Genomic DNA, 17,910 nt, shown 5'->3' on the forward strand with positions numbered 1-17,910 from the left:
AAACCGTTGTAAACCACGGCGCGCGGTCAATTTCACTCACTCACCCACTGAGTTGAATTTATTTTTGGTAAATATAATGCGAATACAACCACTTTTACCTGCTTCAATGGCGTTAGATCAAAAGCTGCAAAGGTCTCATTTTCTGGAGGGTATATCACCTTGCCTTGCTGGCGCTCTGTCGCTAAAAAATTCATTAATTCAAGATAATAGCCTTGCTGTTGTTGCTCATTAAACAGCTGCTGCCAATTCGCATATTTCATCTCATACCTACCTATAACCCCTAAACCAATCTACAATTATTTAACAACACATTACTAAAGATGCCTAAATGCAAATTGAAAAGCTCAAAATAACTCAAACTGGGTTTACGCTTATTGAACTGGTTGTCGTCATTATTATACTGGCTATTTTAGCCGTCATCGCTTTGCCTAAGTTTATCAACCTTCAACAAGATGCGCATGTGGCAAATGTAAAAGCCACTGGCGGCAGCTTCGCAACCGGTATCAGCCTCGCGCATATAAAATGGGCTGCGTTAGGCTATTCAGGCCCTGCTGATAATCTGCCAATATTTGAAAATGCCGGTACTGATGGCCAATTAGATATTAATGAGTGGGGATATCCAGCACAAAACTGGCCTCCGTTTGAGCCATCACCAAGGCTAAACAACGTCGCTGATTGTATATCGGTATGGGAAACCGTACTACAAGATGCCCCCAGTGTTTCCACCACTGCCGATGAAAACGTATCAGATTACCAAGCCACCTATATAAATCCTGATCAATGTCGCTATTTTTATAACTCTCTAACGACTTTATCTATTTACTATGACTCTCGAAATGGTCAAGTGATCACTGACTCTGACCCAGACAGTTAAAATGACGTTATTGCTTAATAATTGGATCGAATCCGCAAACTCAATGGTTTTTTACCTGAATTTAAGTTTTAAAGTGGGTAAACTAATTGCAATTAAACCAGTACTAAAAAGTGGAAAATATGTCAGAAGAAAAAACTGAAACAACAATGTACCAAATTGCTGATCAATTTATCGCGCTAGCAAACCAACTTAGCCAGCAAGAAAACGATATTGGCAAAGTCGGTACTGCCCTTCGCTTTGCTGCAGCACGTTACAATGCATTTGAAGCTGCAATTAAGTCTTCAAATTTAGAAGCTGAAAAAGATAATGCCTTAGAGTGGTTTTCTGAGGAGTTCAAAGGAATGTTAAGTGAAAACTTAAATGACCATATAAAGAACCCACCAGGAAGCCAGCAGGCATCAGAAGAGGACGTTGTAGAGAAAGACGATTCAGTACAAGTATTTAAGAACTAACAACTGCTTTAACCAAAAAAAGCCATCGCAAGATGGCTTTTTTGTTCTCTCTATCTGTAATAAATACTATTTAAAATAGATTTATCAACACCCGAACTGCCAGCAAGATAAGTACCACACCCGATAACTTATCAATCAATGCCGCTTTGTTTCGTAACCGATTTAAGATCGGCCCATGGGATAACACCACGGCAATAAGGGTGTACCAAAGCCCATCAACAACCAAGGGCGTTAGCACAATAACGGTTTGACCTGCCATGGTTTCAGCTGCAAGCACAAACTGACTAAATAATGCTAAAAAGAATAATAAAATCTTTGGGTTAAATAATGATATCGCTAAACCGTCTCTTGCAGCCTCAAGTAAAGATGCTGGCACTCCTGCTTGTAGCTTTTGCTCCATACCACCTTTAGAGTTTAGTGCTTGAAACCCCATCCAGGCCAAATAAAGCGCCCCCAGAATCGCAATACCGTTAAACACAATTGGCGACTTTTCTAGCACCACTGCAAGCCCTAATATGGTCACCAAAGCATAAACACCAATACCTATTGAATGTGCCCAGGCACAAACAACACCATGTAATCGCCCACCAGATAAAGTATGTTTTAACACCATAGCTAAACTAGGACCTGGAGACATGGCTCCTAAACAACAGATAGCCAATAGACCTAACCACGTACTAAACGCCATTTTATTTCCCAAATCATTAATGAGTGAATATTCTTACAATTAAATACAGATGATTATATTCATTTAATTATCTGCAGTTTAATAAAGGCGTAACGTTACCATGAATGACCACTGACAACATGGGTTTAACCTCAAATTAAGTAAAACTTGATATAGTCGCCTATATCTTCTGCATAATTAACTGAGAACACATCCTATGGCCTTATTGCTGCCAATATTACTTGGATTACTACTAACCGGTATCGGTTTACTGATTATCCTAAAAATAAAAGGGAATAATATTCCTACTGCGATCATCGTGTTACTTAGTTTTATGACCTTATGTTTTGGCGGGGTGTATGCTTTTTTACAAAAAGATGAAGATTACAATGCTTATAAACGCTTGCAGTGGCAAACGCTTAACCCAAGCCAAATAGCGCCTTTAGTTGAGCAAGGCTATACTGTATTTGTGGATGTATACGCGGACTGGTGCTTGCCTTGTCGAACCAACCAAGCCAATGTCACCCATAGAGAAAAAGTCGTTAATGTACTTACTGCAGATAATATCATTTTAATGCAAGGCAATTGGACTGAACCTAATGCACTTATCGAAACCTATGTAACCAATGAAGGCGGCATGGGTACGCCATTCAATAAAGTTTACGGCCCTAAGTACCCACAAGGGGTTAAGCTGCCAACAGTGCTCACCATTGAATCATTGTTTGATACTTTAGATGCGGTTAACTGATTCGATTAGTGTTTAGCAAGTTCAACTCAATAAATTTATCGCAAAAAAAAGACTGCAGATGCAGTCTTTCTTGTTCAAGTTAAACGCTTAAAAGCTGTAAGTTAACTTACCGTAGTAGAAGCCACCGTTATAATCGAATGGACCACTTTCATAGTAAACTGCACCTAGAGCACCTAAAGTACCGTCTTTAAGCTTTTGAGCTTCTTGGTCGAAGATATTATTCGCACCCACTGAAATAGTTAATGCATCAACTACCGTATAACTCACTTCAAGGTCAACAGTGAAAGCAGAATCTGCCGTTTCAGAACCCCAATCAGACGTATCATCAGCATGGGTTGCATAGTATTCACCAAAGTAATTACCACGTAACGATACGTTTAAATCGTCCCAGGTTTGATTCCACGTTAAGGTCGCACGATGAGCAGGAATACCATCTTCTAAACGACGCACTTTACCTTCGTCAGTAGTATCTGGATCAAACTTATCAACGTTTGTATCCGTCCAGCCATAGGCAAGACTGAACATTGAGTCACCAGACATCAGCTCTGTTTCATACGAACCCACAATATCAATACCTTGAGTTGTAGTATCAAAGTCATTGGTATAATAAGTAACCGCCGAAATTAACTCAGGAAACTCTACTCCCGCCGCTCTTAACGCATCATAATCATCCGCTTGTACTTCAATTTGACTTGACTGCGCCAGACGACCTGTCACTTCAATATTGTAGTAATCAACCGTTAAGAAAAAGTCTTCATACTCAAATACCGTACCTAACGCATAGCTGATGGATTCTTCCGGTTCTAAAACTTCACCACCATAAAATGCCGCTAATGGATCCGTTGGTGGAGCAATAAATGTCTGGATCAAATCACCGTTTACAATCGAGGTTTGAGTGTTAACCACATTCTCTTGACCGACTGTTGGTGCTCTAAACCCAGTGCTGTGTGAGCCACGAATTGACAAGTAATCATTCACTGAGTATTGGGTTGAAATCTTATAATTTAAGGTATCGCCGAAAGTAGAAAAGTCCTCATAACGCAGCGCTAAACCCAATAACCAATCATCAGTTAAATACGCTTCAACATCGGCATAAATACCAATATTGGTTCGAGAGTTTTTACCCGCAGCTTCAGGACCAAAACCTTTAAAGCCATGGGAACCAATATTGAAACCTTGATCTGCGTATGGGCCAGCTAACCAAGAAGCTTCTTCACCTTGAGTAATTTCAAATGACTCTTCACGCCACTCAAAACCCGTTGCAAAGCTAATATCTTCAATTGAGCCAATGGTGAAATAACGCGAGAAGTCGAGGTTGACTGTGGTTTCAACTTGCTCGTAAGCACCGGTATCAAAATCAGTTTGAGTATCTTCAGGGTTAGCCGCTAAACCTAAAGAAGGGTTAAGCGAGTTCCTTAAGCTAAAACTTGCTTTGTTGGCACCGGTACCTGCACTGGCATCATAAGCCCACTCACCAAATTCGCCTTCAAAACCTAAGAAGAAAGACATATCTTCAATGGTCCCAGCAAATTGAGGGGTATAACCACCTGGGCGCACTTGGTTCATTGAGAAACAGTTAGGATCTGCAACCATTGCTGCATATTCAGGGGTATCAAGTACATTAGGTACATTTGCAGGCACAACATCACATGTTGATGGATCGCCATTTACTGCCCCCACTAGCAAGGTTTCGCCGCCATCAAGGGAGTAAACATTGCCACGGTTATGGGGGTTACGGTAATAGAAGCCACCCACAGCATCTCTTGACGATACGTTACCAAATGCATAAAGGCTGTGCTTGTCATTAAAGTCAAAGCCAAGATTCGCAAATACAGTGTAATCATCTTTAATTTCTGGGTTACCCCATATTTGGGCAGGATCATTAACGAATGTGTTTCCTCCCGCAATTAAACCCGCAGCATCAGGGCGCTGTACACTGCGACTGGTTGCATCAGCAGTTTTGTATTGCGCACTAATATTAACGAAGCCAGCATCTGTTAACGGCAATCCGATGTTGCCATCCACGGTTGTCGTTGCACCATCGCCTTCATAATATTCACCGTGAGAAACAGAGACAGAGCCACCTTCAGCGCTATCTTTTAATTGGAAGTTCATTACACCTGCAATGGCATCAGAACCATATTGCGCCGCGGCACCATCACGCAGCACTTCAACTTGCTTTAACGCAATACTTGGAATCACCGAAATGTCAGGCCCTTGAGCACCATCATTTATGCCACCTCCTTGGAATGCAATGACAGAAGCACGATGACGTCGCTTACCATTAACAAGGATTAAAGTACTGTCTGAAGGCAATCCACGTAAATTGACTGGGCGTACAAGGGTTGCAGCATCACTAATCGGCTGAGCGCGCGAGTTAAATGATGGTACTGAGGTGACCAACATATCAATCATGTCGGTAGAGCCATTCTTCCTTAAATCATCAGCGCTAATGATATCGATAGGTACAGGGGACTCACCCACTGAACGAGGTGCAGCGCGGCTACCTACAACAGCAATTTTTTCTACATTGTCTGCAACTTCTTCCGCAGCTGCGACTTGAGTAGACATGACTGAACCAGTCAATGCTACTGTAATTGCGAGGCTTAATGAGCTAAAGCCAAACTTGGTTGTTTTCTTTAGATTGGTCATCATGTGGTCTCTTTATTTATTATATTTTTGCTTGTGACTCATTTTTATTCATAAACATATGATTAAAAATCGTCTCTCCCAAAATGAAATACATCATCTCAGTTACATTTCCATAACAAATGCAAGCTAATTGCGAACAATTTCGATTACCTCTCAAAACAATCTACGCATTTCGAGGTAATAACAGAGTAAAAGACTAAAACACTAACTAAATGAATAGCAAGGCAGTTGATAACGCTGACTTTATACTTACAAACCAATTAACCATGAGGCTCAAGAACACCTTTCTAGTTCAAAAAACCATCAAAACTGAACGAATAGATAATGCTAACCATCAGCCATTATAGAGCAAAAACTCCATACTTTTTAATACTATAATTTTACAAAGCTATAGAATGTTGTTGACCTGTTAACTAAAACCACTCTAATCTAAACGCCTGTTTGAAATGCAGCAAAAAAACAACAAAGGGGATAAGCATGGGGTATGACGCAGATAAAGAACTCAATCTACAGCAATATGATTCATTGGTAGATTTGATCGAACAAACTTGCCAACGTTATGGGGATAATGTGGCTTATGCTTGTTTGGGGAAACAAACCACCTTTAAAGAACTCGAACTTGCTTCACGTCAGTTTGCCGCCTACATGCAAAACCATAGTCAGCTAAAACCTGGGGATCGCATCGCGATTCAGTTGCCAAATATCACTCAATTTGTGATTGCCGCATACGGTGCAATTCGTGCGGGGCTAATCATAGTCAACACTAACCCGCTGTATACTGAACGTGAGCTAATCCATCAGTTTAATGATTCCGGCGCAAAAGCCTTGGTGGTGTTATCTGACTTATTACCCACATTAAATAATGTAGTTGCGAAAACTGATATTGAATTAGTCATCAGCACCCATGCACTGGATTTAATTAATCCTCAGCCTCAAGCCGACACCCCTTTTGCAAAAGTCGAATTTAACCACATGCTCGCCTTAGGTGAACAATCAAGCTTTAGTCCTTACAAACCTCAGCAAGAAGATCTAGCCGCGCTGCAATACACTGGCGGCACCACGGGCTTATCAAAAGGTGCCATGCTAAGTCATCGCAATATGTTGGCTAACTCAGGCCAAGTAAAATCGCGTATTGCCAGCACTATGACTGAAGGCAAGGACATTTTTGTCGCGCCGTTACCGATTTATCATATCTATGCCTTTATGGTGAATTTAGTCCTGTATTTTGAATCTGGCAGCTGCTCAGTGCTAATCCCTAACCCACGCGATATTGCAGGCTTAATAAAGACTATGGCCAGTTATCCGTTTACTGGCTTTGCAGGGCTTAATACTTTATTTGTTGGCCTATGCCACCAACCAGAATTTCAAGCATTGGATTTTAGTAAGTTAACCATTACGCTCTCTGGCGGCACAGCACTGACAAGTGCTGCGGCAAATATTTGGCAAAAAACTACTGGCAGTTTGATATCTGAGGGTTATGGCTTATCAGAAACCGCCCCGGTAGTGAGCTTAAATGCGCCGGGTTACCAAAAGTTAGGCACTATTGGTAAACCTGTATTGGCCACCGAGGTTAAAATATTAGATATAAACGATGAAGAAGTGCCATTAGGTGAAGCTGGCGAACTTGCAGTTAAAGGCCCACAAGTGATGCAAGGCTATTGGCAAAAGCCTGAAGAAACCGCCAAAGTCATGACCCGTAACGGTTATTTTAAAACCGGCGATATTGCAGTCGCTACTGAAGATGGTTTTCACAAAATAGTTGATCGTAAAAAAGACATGATTATCGTTTCAGGTTTTAATGTTTATCCCAATGAAGTGGAAGATATTTTATCCCAAAACGAATTAGTGCTTGAGTGCGCGGTAGTAGGTGTCGAAGATGAAAAATCCGGTGAAGCCGTTAAAGCAGTGATCGTATTAAAAGAAGCATCTGTTGATGAAGCGCAAACTAAACAACAGCTCTCAGATTACTGTCGCAGCCAATTAACCGCCTATAAAATCCCACGCATTATTGAGTTTACCGAACAGTTGCCTAAAAGCACGGTAGGAAAAATCTTACGACGTGAGTTAAGAAAATAGCGCTGCGCAGCAGCTAACTTAACAATAAAAATATATGTAACAACACCAAAATGCCTTCAATATTGAAGGCATTTTTTATCACTAGTAGCGCTTAAATAAGCCGGTTATTTATCAGGGTCTATATCTGTCAATAGCTGTAAACTGGCAAACTGATTATATATATCGCTAGTTTGCATAAGTTCTTTGTGCGTACCAATAGCAACCACTTGACCCTTTTCCAATACCACAATTCTGTCGGCATTAATCACTGTGGCCAACCGATGGGCAATAATCAAGGTGGTTCTGCCCTGCATCAGGTTATCCAAACCTTGTTTTACATACACTTCACTCACCGCATCTAATGCACTGGTGGCTTCATCTAATAATAAAATTGGTCTGTCTGCCAATATGGCTCTGGCAATGGCGATACGCTGTTTTTGACCACCTGAGAGCTTAACGCCTCTCTCACCTAAATAGGTATGATAGCCGTCAGGTAACTCATTAATAAATTCATCAGCTTTAGCTGTTTTACAAGCGTTAATAACCTCATCTTCGCTGGCATCAACCCGGCCATAGCGAACATTTTCAAGTACGTTAGTGGCGAAAATAACTGAGTCTTGTGGCACTAATGCATACTGCTCGCGTAATTGGTTTAAGCTCAACTGCGAGATATCAAATCCATCTAACTTAACAGCGCCTGAGCGAGGTTGATAAAAACGTAGCAGCAATTCAAATAAGGTACTTTTACCGGCGCCGCTTTCTCCTACCAACGCAACTCTTTCACCCGCCTTAATCTGTAAATCAATGCCTTTAATGACATCATCGGCAACACTAGGGTAAGCAAAACGTAACTGCTCTAGACTCAGTTGGCCTTTAACCTCATCAGGTAGCATCTGAGGCGTTGTAACTTGTGGTAAATCAATAGGAGTGTTCACTAACTCAACTAATCGCTCTGCAGCGCCTGAGGCGCGCTGAATTTCACTGAACACTTCACTAATGGTGGCCACTGCACCTGCTGCCATTACCGCATAAAACATAAAGGCGGATAATTCACCAGCGGTAATATTTTGCGCCATCACATCTTGCGCCCCAACCCACAGCACCAAGGCAATAGCGGCAATACTTAAAAACATTACTGAAGATATTAAAATAGAGCGATAGAGAATACGGCTTTTAGCCGCGGTCATCACAGCTTCAACTTGCTCATTGAACACGTAGCGATCTTTACTTTCATGGCCGTAGGCTTGCACGGTATGAATTTCATGGAGGGTTTCATCGATATACGCCCCCAGATCGCCCACTTTATCTTGGCTGGTACGTGAATACTGACGCACTTTTTTACCAAGAAAAATAACCGGAACAAACACCATAGGCACAGCCAGTAACACTAAGCCCGTTAACTTAATACTGGTCAGCGCCATCATCACTATAGCGCCGAGCACGGTAACACTTGAGCGAAACGCCATCGACAAACTACTGCCCACCACACTTTGCAATAACGTGCTGTCAGCGGTAAAGCGTGAAATCACTTCACCAGTGCGCTGCTCGGCAAAAAATGCCGGCGATAATGACAATAAATGGTTATATACTTTCAAGCGAATATCAGCGATAACCCGCTCACCTAGCCAAGTCATTAAGTAAAAGCGACAAAAGACCGCCGTGCCACTTACTGCGGTTATCACTAATATAAACAAGACGATTTCATTGAGCCGGCCAGCGTTATCAGCCACAAAGCCTTCATCGACCATCATCTTCACTCCTTGGCCTAGTGATAACCAAGCAAATGAGCCGATAAATAAAAAGATAATTGCCGCTACCACTCTCATTCGATAAGGCTTAAGAAATGTCATAATCCACGGCAATACTGGAAATGCTTGTTTAGACGATGGCTTTTGTTCAAGTGGCTGTGAAGGCGAGTCAGTAGTCAAAATAGATACCAATAAAAACTAAGTAGCCAAATAGTACCAATAAACAATCAAGCAGATGAAGATAAATATAGCATTGACAATACTGAGCCAATTATTGAACTCAGCATTGTTGCAAAATGGTGCAGGGTTTTACTATTGCTTGCAGTAAAACAAAACAGTAGATTAGCTCAAGCTGTTACTGTCGATGGTTTTCAGTGAGCGTAAAAATATCCCTAAGCCGCCAACACTCAGCACTAAGATAACAATTAATTCGAACGCGCTCATTTGGGTAAAGCGAAAATTAATTGAGCTAATCACGCCGAAGATAAGCGCAACCAGTGAGCCAAAGGTTAGGATCCAGCCAAAAATATTTTTGGCATTGTAAAACATCAAACCTACTCCAAACATAAATGGGATCATGATCATGCCACTGGTCAGGTTCATACCGCCCATTCTGTATAGACTATGCCCCATACCAAATGAACTGGTGATTTTAATGGCATTCAGTAGCATATAAAAACCACCGCACATCATAATCAAACCAATAAAAAATGACCCAATTCCACCTGACGTTCCACCTGCACCTTTCATACAATTCCTTTGTAAATGTTAATGTTATTAGCGCGTTGAGCTTAATCTATTGCCTATGTAATCTAGCATCAGTCACCTTGGCGCTGCAAACCTTATCAGCCTATGTCGAACAAATACGCCACAGGGCAATTTGGGTGTAAGGCGTCATCATTTTAGATATGGCGATTAAACGGGGCGATTAACTGCAGATAAGCCCTGAGTTCCTCTCGCACAATAAACGCTTATCTGCGATAATTATCGGCTATTTTGATGATGTTGATGACAGGTAATTATAATGACGGCAAACCAATTCTCATGTGAAGGAATTGAGTTAACACTTTTTCGCTATCCAAAGCAGCAAGAGTCCAACCTGCAAGCTTGGGATGCCGCCGATGAACACCTGATAAAACATATTATTGAGTCAAGCCAGATTCAGTCAAACACGAGCCCAGTTAATACCGCCATCATTAATGATAATTTTGGGGCGCTGCAATGCGGCCTTGTTGCGATTGAGCCAAGCTGGCCTTTATTTGTGGAAACCGACGCGAAAACCAGTTTACTGGGGGCTGAGTTAAACTTAGCAGCCAATCAACTGCCATCAGATAATATCCAGCGTTTTCATAGCCGTGAGCTATTACCTGACACCTTGCAGCTAGTGTTAATGAAGCTGCCAAAAAACCTCAGTTATTTTGCTCATCAATTGCAGCGCTTATCTCAGGTTTTACCAAAAGGTACTCAGGTACTCATTGGCGCTAAAGCAAAAACCATCAATAAAGCGATTTTAGCCGTCATTGAGAAAAATTTAGGCGCTGCTAATGCTAGCTTAACTTGGAAGAAAACCCGCGTAATCACTTGTATTGCTGACGGTAATAAACGCCAACTTCCACAAGCTGTCAACTGGCCTGTTGATGAGTTATCACTTAACATCAGTAACTTAAGCAATGTATTTGCCGCTAACAAGCTCGATATTGGTGCTCGTATCATGCTAGATAACTTGCCAGAAGGTGAGTTTAATACCGTTATAGATCTTGGTTGTGGTAATGGTATTTTAGGCCTGCGAGCCGGACAACTTTACCCGCAAGCAACTATCCACTTTGTAGACGACTCAGAAATGGCCGTTGCATCGAGTCGTCACAATTGGCAAGCAAATGGCTTTGCTCGTGAAAAAGCGCAGTTTCATTGGGATGATTGTTTAACCCACTTAGATGCTGAAATGGTGGCTGATTTGGTGTTGTGTAACCCTCCTTTTCACCAGGGGGAAGCAATAACCGATCACATTGCATGGCAGATGTTTGTTGATGCCCGTAAACGTTTAGCCCCTGGCGGCATGTTACAAGTCGTGGGCAATCGGCATTTGGCTTACCATGTAAAATTGAAGCGTTTATTTAAAAACTGCAACACTGTGGCGTCAAATGGTAAGTTTGTTATTTTACAAGCAATTAAGTAAACCCTGCCAGACTCAACCTTTGTTCAAGCTTCGATTAAGCCTTTAACTTAAAGGCTTAATCGCGCTAACAGTTAAACGACTAATTCTGGCTAATCAGTGCAGTTAATCTGTGCCGCTAATCTGTGTTAGTCATATCAGGCCCTAGTTTCAATACTTCTCCCCCACAGATACTTTACTCGGCCGAGTCAAAACAGTTAACCGCCAAGACGAGCATTACCACTTAAGTTGTTACTCATGTAAGTTTATTACCAGCTGTAACAATCGAGCTTACCATAACGGCTAATGATCGAAGACTGGCTATAAAATAAAGCGCCTAATAAATCGATATTGATATGACACCCTATAGCAAATTATAACGCTATTAACTAACCCGAGACGCTATTATTCAAGCTAATAAGCTGCCACCAGCCCCTAAATAAAAGCTTAGATAAGGCAATTGAATTGGTAATAACAACAGAAAAAATTGGTATACCAATAGACCAGCTAGATGATCTTCGTAACCAACGCCAAAAATACAAACAAATATCATTCTCAGAAAATTTGTTACAATTTAGTAATAAAAAAACTTTTAAGATAGCAAGGTAATTACATGCTTTTTAAGCACCTATCATCACTTTTTCACTGTAAATCAATAAAAGCTTTTCCCGAAGGTTTAATATAATGTCCAATAAACTGACAATCCTTGTTAATTGATAAGGTAAAATATCACCAGGGTTAGACTCTAGACCAACTCGGCTTAAGTCATTAAATTAGTGATTTGAATTAGCGATTTGAATTAGCGATAAGAGTAAAAAAGACAACCTTTAACCGCAGCCCTTGCTTTGGCCGCTGATTTTGTACAAAAAAACAAACAGAATTCTCTACAACCATAAAAAAAGGACGCTTAGCGTCCTTTAAAGTGTGTATTGATGGTTAACTTAATCTGTTAACCAAGTTATCAATTGAATATAAATCACGCTTCTCACTGTTTTTACGTTTCACTTCTTCAAGTGATTTAGCCTCAACAGTATCAAACAATACATTAATCAAGCGATTAAAGTGTTTGTGCATAGCTGCACGCGCCTCTGAAGCATCTGCTGCGGCGAGAGCCTCATAAATGGCAGTATGTTCATCTAAGGTCTTCTGGTTGTCTTTGCTACAAACGCTATCATAGTCGTCAATAATTTTTGGACTTGATGCCCGCAGTGCCCACAAGCTTTCAAACATTTTGATTAATGCACCGTTACGAGTGGAGCTAGCAATGATATTATGAAACATTTGATCTGCTTCTTCTACATAAGACTTATTTTCCATCATAACCAACGTCTTATTTAACTCTACCAATTCTTCTTCGGTAATAGTATTTGCAGCAAGTGCCGCTATCTCACCTTCAACAAGTGCTCTAGCCTGGGTTAATTCAAAGGCGTTTATTTTGTTTTTTAGCTGGGACTGATTGACTGATTGTAAGACGTAAACACCCGAACCCGTTTTAACTTCAATTTTCTCTCGCACTTCCAGTGCAATAATCGCCTCACGAATGGTTGGACGGCTAACATCAAACTTTTCAGCTAGCTCCCTTTCTGGAGGTAAACGACTACCAGGTACATATTCGCCGCGAGTAATAGACGCTTCAATCTCTTCTACGATGCGCCAAAACATACGTCTATTTTTCATGTTTGGTCCTTCAATATTCTAAAAAATAACAATTTGCATAACCTACATCATATCGATTTAGTCATTCAACGCAAAGCCTATTTATCACTTTAGAGTGCAATTCAGCAATCATACAAGTAGTAATCATTGTTACCTTAATGTTATTGGTAATAACAAAAAAGTAAAGTCAATTTAATATTGGTAACACAAAATGGTTGACACGCACCATGACCATTGGTTAGTTTCTATGCAGCGAAAGGTTGTATTTAAAGATCATGTTTAAAGGATTGTGTTCGCATTTAAATACAATATTTTATCTGGGGAGATAAACGTGAAACTTAATAAAATAAGCGACGCATTAAGGTTAAGTAAGCTTAACTGGCAGCCAAAATATTGTGCCTGATGCAAATCTATTTGGTTTCTCACCACAAGTGGCATCTGCGTCAGTGTATTGGGAAGGTGATTGGGCAACATTCAGAGTACTTTATAAGTACCGAGAATCGTATTTCCAACCTAATAACTTGCCGTTTCCAGATAGTTCAAACCGTTATGTGCAAGATTCTGATTACTTATCTGTATCACTTAAAGCGCTAAACCTGCTAGACGAGCCACAAATCATGACTCGTGGTAATGACACCACAGTTTCTGACTACTCTCGTTCAGAGCCTAAGTACTTCCTTGGCGCGAAAGTTAAGTTTTAATCCGCATTAGAAACTTAGCATTGGCACTCCTACCCCACTATTGAGCTAGGAGTTTATTTACGATTAAAACAACACTAAAACTCAGTATAAAAATAACAATGAGCGTACTAATGCAATATCAATATTTACCTAGCAAGGATAAAAACTTAAAACATATTGCTCTTATGCTGTGTCTATCGGCATTAAGCCCTTTCTTATCGCTCAATGCAGCCACTTACACAGTGAAGACGCCTGTGGAATATAACCAAACAATAAAAAATATTGTCGCAGGTGATGAAATCATCTTGGCTGACGGTATTTGGCAAGACTTTGAAATCAACTTTAGCGGTCAAGGCACAAAAGCGGCCCCCATCACACTGTCAGCGCAAACCAAAGGCAAAGTCATATTATCAGGCCAATCTAATTTGCGTTTATCTGGCCAGTATTTACATGTAAGCGGCTTAGTATTTAAAAATGGCTACAGTCCAAGCCGTGAAGTGATTGCCTTTAGAAGCAGTGATGATGATTTTGCTCATCATTCGCGAGTATCTGAAGTGGTCATCGACAACTTCAATAAGCCAGAGCGATTTGATTCTGATCAGTGGGTGGCGCTGTATGGTAAAAATAACCGCTTCGACCACAATCATTTAGTGGGTAAGCGTAATAAAGGCGTGACCTTAACGGTGCGATTAAAATCGCCGTTAAGTCAGCAAAATAATCATCAGATTGATCATAACTACTTTGGTCCTCGGCCAACCTTGGGATCCAATGGCGGTGAAACAATCCGCATTGGCACTAGCCATCATTCCATGTCGGCATCGCAAACTGTCATCGAAAATAACTACTTTGACCGCTGTGATGGCGAAGTAGAAATCATCTCCGTTAAGTCCGGCAACAACACCATTCGTAACAACACCTTTTTTGCATCCCGCGGCACCTTAACCCTACGTCATGGTAATGCTAACCAAATAAGCAGCAATGTATTTTTAGGTAATGGCGTAGAGCACACTGGCGGCGTTCGGGTGATCAATCGCGATCAAATCGTCACCAACAACTACTTTGAAGGCTTAACGGGTTATCGCTTTGGCAGTGGCTTCACCATTATGAATGGCGTACCTAACTCGCCTTTAAATCGTTATCACCAAGTGGTTAATGCCAATATTAATCACAACAGTTTTATTGATGTAAACCATATTCATTTAGCTGCAGGTAGTGATGCTGAACGCTCTGCTGCGCCGCTAGAAACTAAGTTTTCAAAAAACCTGTTAGTTAATCGCAATCAACTATCACCATTCGCCATATTTGATGATATTTCAGGGATAAGCTTTACTAACAACGTTTCTAATAAGCTTAACAATAACAGCATTACTCAAGGCATTGATGCGCAATCGATTAAACTCGTGCGGGCTGAAAATGGCCTGTTATATCCAAGCAATAACGCCTTAAGCACCTATGGCATATCGACCTCACTCACTCCCACTTTAAAAAGCGCAACTGGCGTGAGTTGGTATCCGAAAACAGAACCAGAAATCGCCTTTGATTCAGGTAACCAAATCGCAGTTTCAACCGCGCAAGAGCTTAAGCAAGCCGTTAACCATGCAAGCGCTGGCGATGTTATCGCACTCAATAACGGCGAATATCAGCTTGAACAAGTGTTACTTATCAATAAGCCGCTCACCATCAAGGCACGAGTAAAGCAACAAGCCAAACTGAGTTTTAGCCAATCCAGCCTATTTGAAATTCAAAATAACGGCAGTTTAAAGCTCGATGGTTTAGTCATTAGCGGTAAAAATAGTACCAATATTGCAGGTAACGATATTGCAGCTAACGATGTTGCAGAAAACAGTGTGGTAAAAACCACCAGCTCCGGCATGTTAACCAATTATCGATTCAGCTTATTAAATAGTGAAATCAAACAACTTGATAACCAGCCTTCATTTCACTTTTTTGACTCAGGTGCGCGAGCTTTTGCCAATAATATTGTCATTAGCAATAATCACTTTATCAATATCAGCGGTGATATTTTAAGGCTCAATAAAGAGACTGATGATAAAGGCATTTATAACGCTGAGTATGTACAAGTAAACAACAATCAGTTTGAGCATATTCAAGGCTCACTGGTTAATTTATATCGCGGCGGTAAAGACGAAAGTACCTTCGGCCCTCACCTTACATTTGTGAATAATCACATCAATCAGGTTGGCCTTGGAAAACGTAATCCCTTCAAAGCCAGCTTATACCTTCATGGCGTGCAAGTGACCGATATGGCTAATAATCAATTTACTGACAGTGCCGCAGTCAAAATAGAACACACCACAGGTGACCCCGTCACTCAACTCAGTCATAACCAATTTACTCATACGCTACTACCAACCATTAGCGCGCTTTATGAAAACCCTAAATTTATCCATAAAAACCAATAACTAAAAATAAGCAGTAGGAGTCACAATGAAACAGAGCGAACATTTTTCATTTGGAAATGAAACAGAAATTGAAGACATTGGCGGCGGTTTAAAGCGTCAAATGCTTGGGTTTAATCAAGAGCTAATGGCAGTAAAAATTTGGTTTGAGAAAGGAGCCATTGGTTACAATCATGCCCACAGACACTCACAAGTTTCATACGTTGTGGAAGGTGAATTTCACTTTAATATCGATGGCGTCACTAAAATTCTAAGAGCGGGTGATAGCTGTATGATCCCGCCTCATGCAGACCATGGGGCCACTTGCCCAACAGGCGGTATTTTAATTGATACCTTTAGTCCCGCAAGAGAAGATTTCATTGAGGGACTAAAATGAAAATAAGAAACTTACGCTGGTGGGTGATTCTACTCATCGCATTAGCTACGGTAATTAATTATATCGACCGTTCAGCGCTAAGCGTGCTTTGGCCTGATATTGTTGAAGATATATTTCCTAATGAAACCGCACTAGAGCGCAAACAGATCTATGCCAATATTTCTATTGTATTCATATTATCTTATGCCTTTGGTCAGGCGATATTTGGTAAAATATTTGACTGGATTGGTACCCGACTAGGCTTTGTGCTCTCAATTGGGGTGTGGTCTATTGCAACAGCTGCGCACGCATTCGCACAGGGCATGCTGAGTTTCAGTATCTTTAGAGCAATTCTAGGTCTGGCTGAGGCAGGTAACTGGCCAGGCGCAGCTAAAAGTAATGCTGATTGGTTTCCTACAAAAGAGCGTGCTTTAGCTCAAGGCATTTTTAACTCAGGCGCTGCGATTGGCGGCATTATATCGATTCCACTTATCGCTTATATGACCGTTTATTTTAGCTGGCAAATGGTCTTCGTTGTCATTGGTTTGGTTGGTTTGTTATGGTTAATCCCTTGGATTATCTTAGTTAAAGCACCGCCTAAGTCTCACCCTTGGATTACCGAGGAGGAGCGACAATACATTTTAACAGGTCAGAAATGCACTAACGCTGACGATGAAGTTGATGCAAAAGAATATAACCCGACCACCACAGAGCTACTTTCTCATAAGCAAAGTTGGGGGGTGATTATTGCGTCTGCAGCAATCGATCCTATCTGGTGGTTGTTTGTTTTCTGGATCCCTATTTACCTCAATGAAGTGTACGCCATGGATGTTAAGTCTATTGGGATATACGGCTGGGTGCCTTATGTGGGAGCAATGCTTGGGGCATGGTTTGGTGGCTTACTGGCACAAAACCGTTTAAAAGCAGGTTGGGATACCAATAAAACCCGTAAGCTGACGATTACCTTAGGTTGTTTGATTATGTTGCCATCGCTTTTATCTATGGCAAACCCAGGTGGGCCAACGACCGCGGTAATGATCATGGCGGTGATCTTGTTCGGCTTTCAAACGGCTATTGGTAATGTACAAACACTGCCCAGTGATTTATTTGGGAAAAAAGCTGTGGGTACACTAGCAGGGGTTTCAGGAATGGCTGCCAAGCTAGGGGCATTAGGGTTAACAGCATTAGTGCCCTATTTAACGGCTGACGGTAACTACACGCCAGCATTTGTTATTGGTGCATCTTTAGCTCTCATTGCCATTGCTGCGGTGTGGATATTGATCCCCAGAATTGAGCCTGTTAGCCCCAAAAGCAAATAGCCTCAGCTCAAGATAGATTAACAACGATTTAGCATTACATTATCTAGCAATAAACCTTATGTTCTGAGCAAACATAAAGTGACTAGTTAATTATCGCTGGGGCTGAACCCAAATAGCCCTTTTTTATTTGGT

The 17,910-nt window shown here is 41.1% G+C and carries 15 protein-coding genes; 9 read left to right on the forward strand and 6 right to left on the reverse strand.

What is annotated here, in order from left to right:
* Positions 1-32: 32 nt before the first annotated feature.
* The gene (locus Q4557_RS15250) at positions 33-260 is read right to left on the reverse strand and encodes a hypothetical protein (RefSeq protein ID WP_303413756.1); all 228 of its coding nucleotides are present in this window, start codon (positions 258-260) and stop codon (positions 33-35) included.
* Between the two features lie 68 nt (positions 261-328).
* Between Q4557_RS15250 and Q4557_RS15255 the strand changes: the two genes are divergently transcribed.
* Both Q4557_RS15255 and Q4557_RS15260 read left to right on the forward strand, forming a co-directional pair.
* A complete protein-coding gene (locus Q4557_RS15255) occupies positions 329-874 on the forward strand; it encodes a prepilin-type N-terminal cleavage/methylation domain-containing protein (protein ID WP_102475570.1) in 546 nt (181 codons plus the stop codon).
* Positions 875-993: 119 nt separating this feature from the next.
* Positions 994-1,326: a DUF3144 domain-containing protein gene (locus Q4557_RS15260; protein ID WP_303413759.1), complete on the forward strand. Its 333-nt coding sequence runs from the start codon at positions 994-996 to the stop codon at positions 1,324-1,326.
* Between the two features lie 70 nt (positions 1,327-1,396).
* On the opposite strand, the gene Q4557_RS15265 is transcribed toward Q4557_RS15260, so the two are convergent.
* Positions 1,397-2,014, reverse strand: coding sequence for a LysE family translocator (locus Q4557_RS15265; RefSeq protein ID WP_303413761.1), 618 nt, complete (start codon positions 2,012-2,014; stop codon positions 1,397-1,399).
* A 196-nt stretch (positions 2,015-2,210) separates the two neighbouring features.
* Between Q4557_RS15265 and Q4557_RS15270 the strand changes: the two genes are divergently transcribed.
* Positions 2,211-2,741, forward strand: a complete 531-nt coding sequence (locus Q4557_RS15270) for a thioredoxin family protein (protein ID WP_102519357.1) — start codon at positions 2,211-2,213, stop codon at positions 2,739-2,741.
* Positions 2,742-2,828: 87 nt separating this feature from the next.
* Here Q4557_RS15270 and Q4557_RS15275 read toward each other — a convergent pair whose 3' ends face one another.
* Positions 2,829-5,396, reverse strand: coding sequence for a TonB-dependent siderophore receptor (locus tag Q4557_RS15275; RefSeq protein ID WP_102438881.1), 2,568 nt, complete (start codon positions 5,394-5,396; stop codon positions 2,829-2,831).
* A 474-nt stretch (positions 5,397-5,870) separates the two neighbouring features.
* On the opposite strand from Q4557_RS15275, the gene Q4557_RS15280 reads away from it, so the two are divergent.
* Positions 5,871-7,469, forward strand: coding sequence for an AMP-binding protein (locus Q4557_RS15280; protein ID WP_303413765.1), 1,599 nt, complete (start codon positions 5,871-5,873; stop codon positions 7,467-7,469).
* 104 nt (positions 7,470-7,573) lie between these two features.
* Here the strand turns inward: Q4557_RS15280 and Q4557_RS15285 are convergent, their stop codons facing one another.
* Together Q4557_RS15285 and Q4557_RS15290 are read right to left on the reverse strand one after the other, a co-directional pair.
* Positions 7,574-9,310 carry an ABC transporter transmembrane domain-containing protein gene (locus Q4557_RS15285; RefSeq protein WP_303413825.1) on the reverse strand — a complete coding sequence of 579 codons (1,737 nt, stop codon included), beginning with the start codon at positions 9,308-9,310 and terminating at the stop codon, positions 7,574-7,576.
* 228 nt (positions 9,311-9,538) lie between these two features.
* The gene (locus Q4557_RS15290; protein ID WP_102475573.1) at positions 9,539-9,946 is read right to left on the reverse strand and encodes a hypothetical protein; all 408 of its coding nucleotides are present in this window, start codon (positions 9,944-9,946) and stop codon (positions 9,539-9,541) included.
* Positions 9,947-10,220: 274 nt separating this feature from the next.
* On the opposite strand from Q4557_RS15290, the gene Q4557_RS15295 reads away from it, so the two are divergent.
* Positions 10,221-11,372 (forward strand): methyltransferase, encoded by a 1,152-nt coding sequence (locus Q4557_RS15295; RefSeq protein ID WP_102532196.1) that lies wholly within the window; start codon positions 10,221-10,223, stop codon positions 11,370-11,372.
* A gap of 912 nt (positions 11,373-12,284) precedes the next feature.
* Here the strand turns inward: Q4557_RS15295 and Q4557_RS15300 are convergent.
* Positions 12,285-13,025: a FadR/GntR family transcriptional regulator gene (locus Q4557_RS15300; protein WP_303413769.1), complete on the reverse strand. Its 741-nt coding sequence runs from the start codon at positions 13,023-13,025 to the stop codon at positions 12,285-12,287.
* A gap of 374 nt (positions 13,026-13,399) precedes the next feature.
* On the opposite strand from Q4557_RS15300, the gene Q4557_RS15305 reads away from it, so the two are divergent.
* From Q4557_RS15305 to Q4557_RS15320, 4 genes are all read left to right on the forward strand, one after another.
* On the forward strand, positions 13,400-13,705 hold the full coding sequence (locus tag Q4557_RS15305) for a hypothetical protein (RefSeq protein WP_303413771.1): 306 nt from the start codon (positions 13,400-13,402) through the stop codon (positions 13,703-13,705).
* Between the two features lie 110 nt (positions 13,706-13,815).
* A complete protein-coding gene (locus Q4557_RS15310) occupies positions 13,816-16,107 on the forward strand; it encodes a polysaccharide lyase 6 family protein (RefSeq protein WP_303413773.1) in 2,292 nt (763 codons plus the stop codon).
* A gap of 25 nt (positions 16,108-16,132) precedes the next feature.
* Positions 16,133-16,480, forward strand: coding sequence for a cupin domain-containing protein (locus Q4557_RS15315; RefSeq protein ID WP_102438895.1), 348 nt, complete (start codon positions 16,133-16,135; stop codon positions 16,478-16,480).
* Complete coding sequence (locus Q4557_RS15320) at positions 16,477-17,778, forward strand: MFS transporter (RefSeq protein WP_102475577.1); 1,302 nt, start codon at positions 16,477-16,479, stop codon at positions 17,776-17,778. Before Q4557_RS15315 ends, Q4557_RS15320 begins: the two co-directional genes overlap by 4 nt.
* Positions 17,779-17,910 lie beyond the last annotated feature (132 nt).

The sequence above is a fragment of the Shewanella sp. 5_MG-2023 genome (assembly GCF_030547465.1).
GTDB lineage: Bacteria > Pseudomonadota > Gammaproteobacteria > Enterobacterales > Shewanellaceae > Shewanella.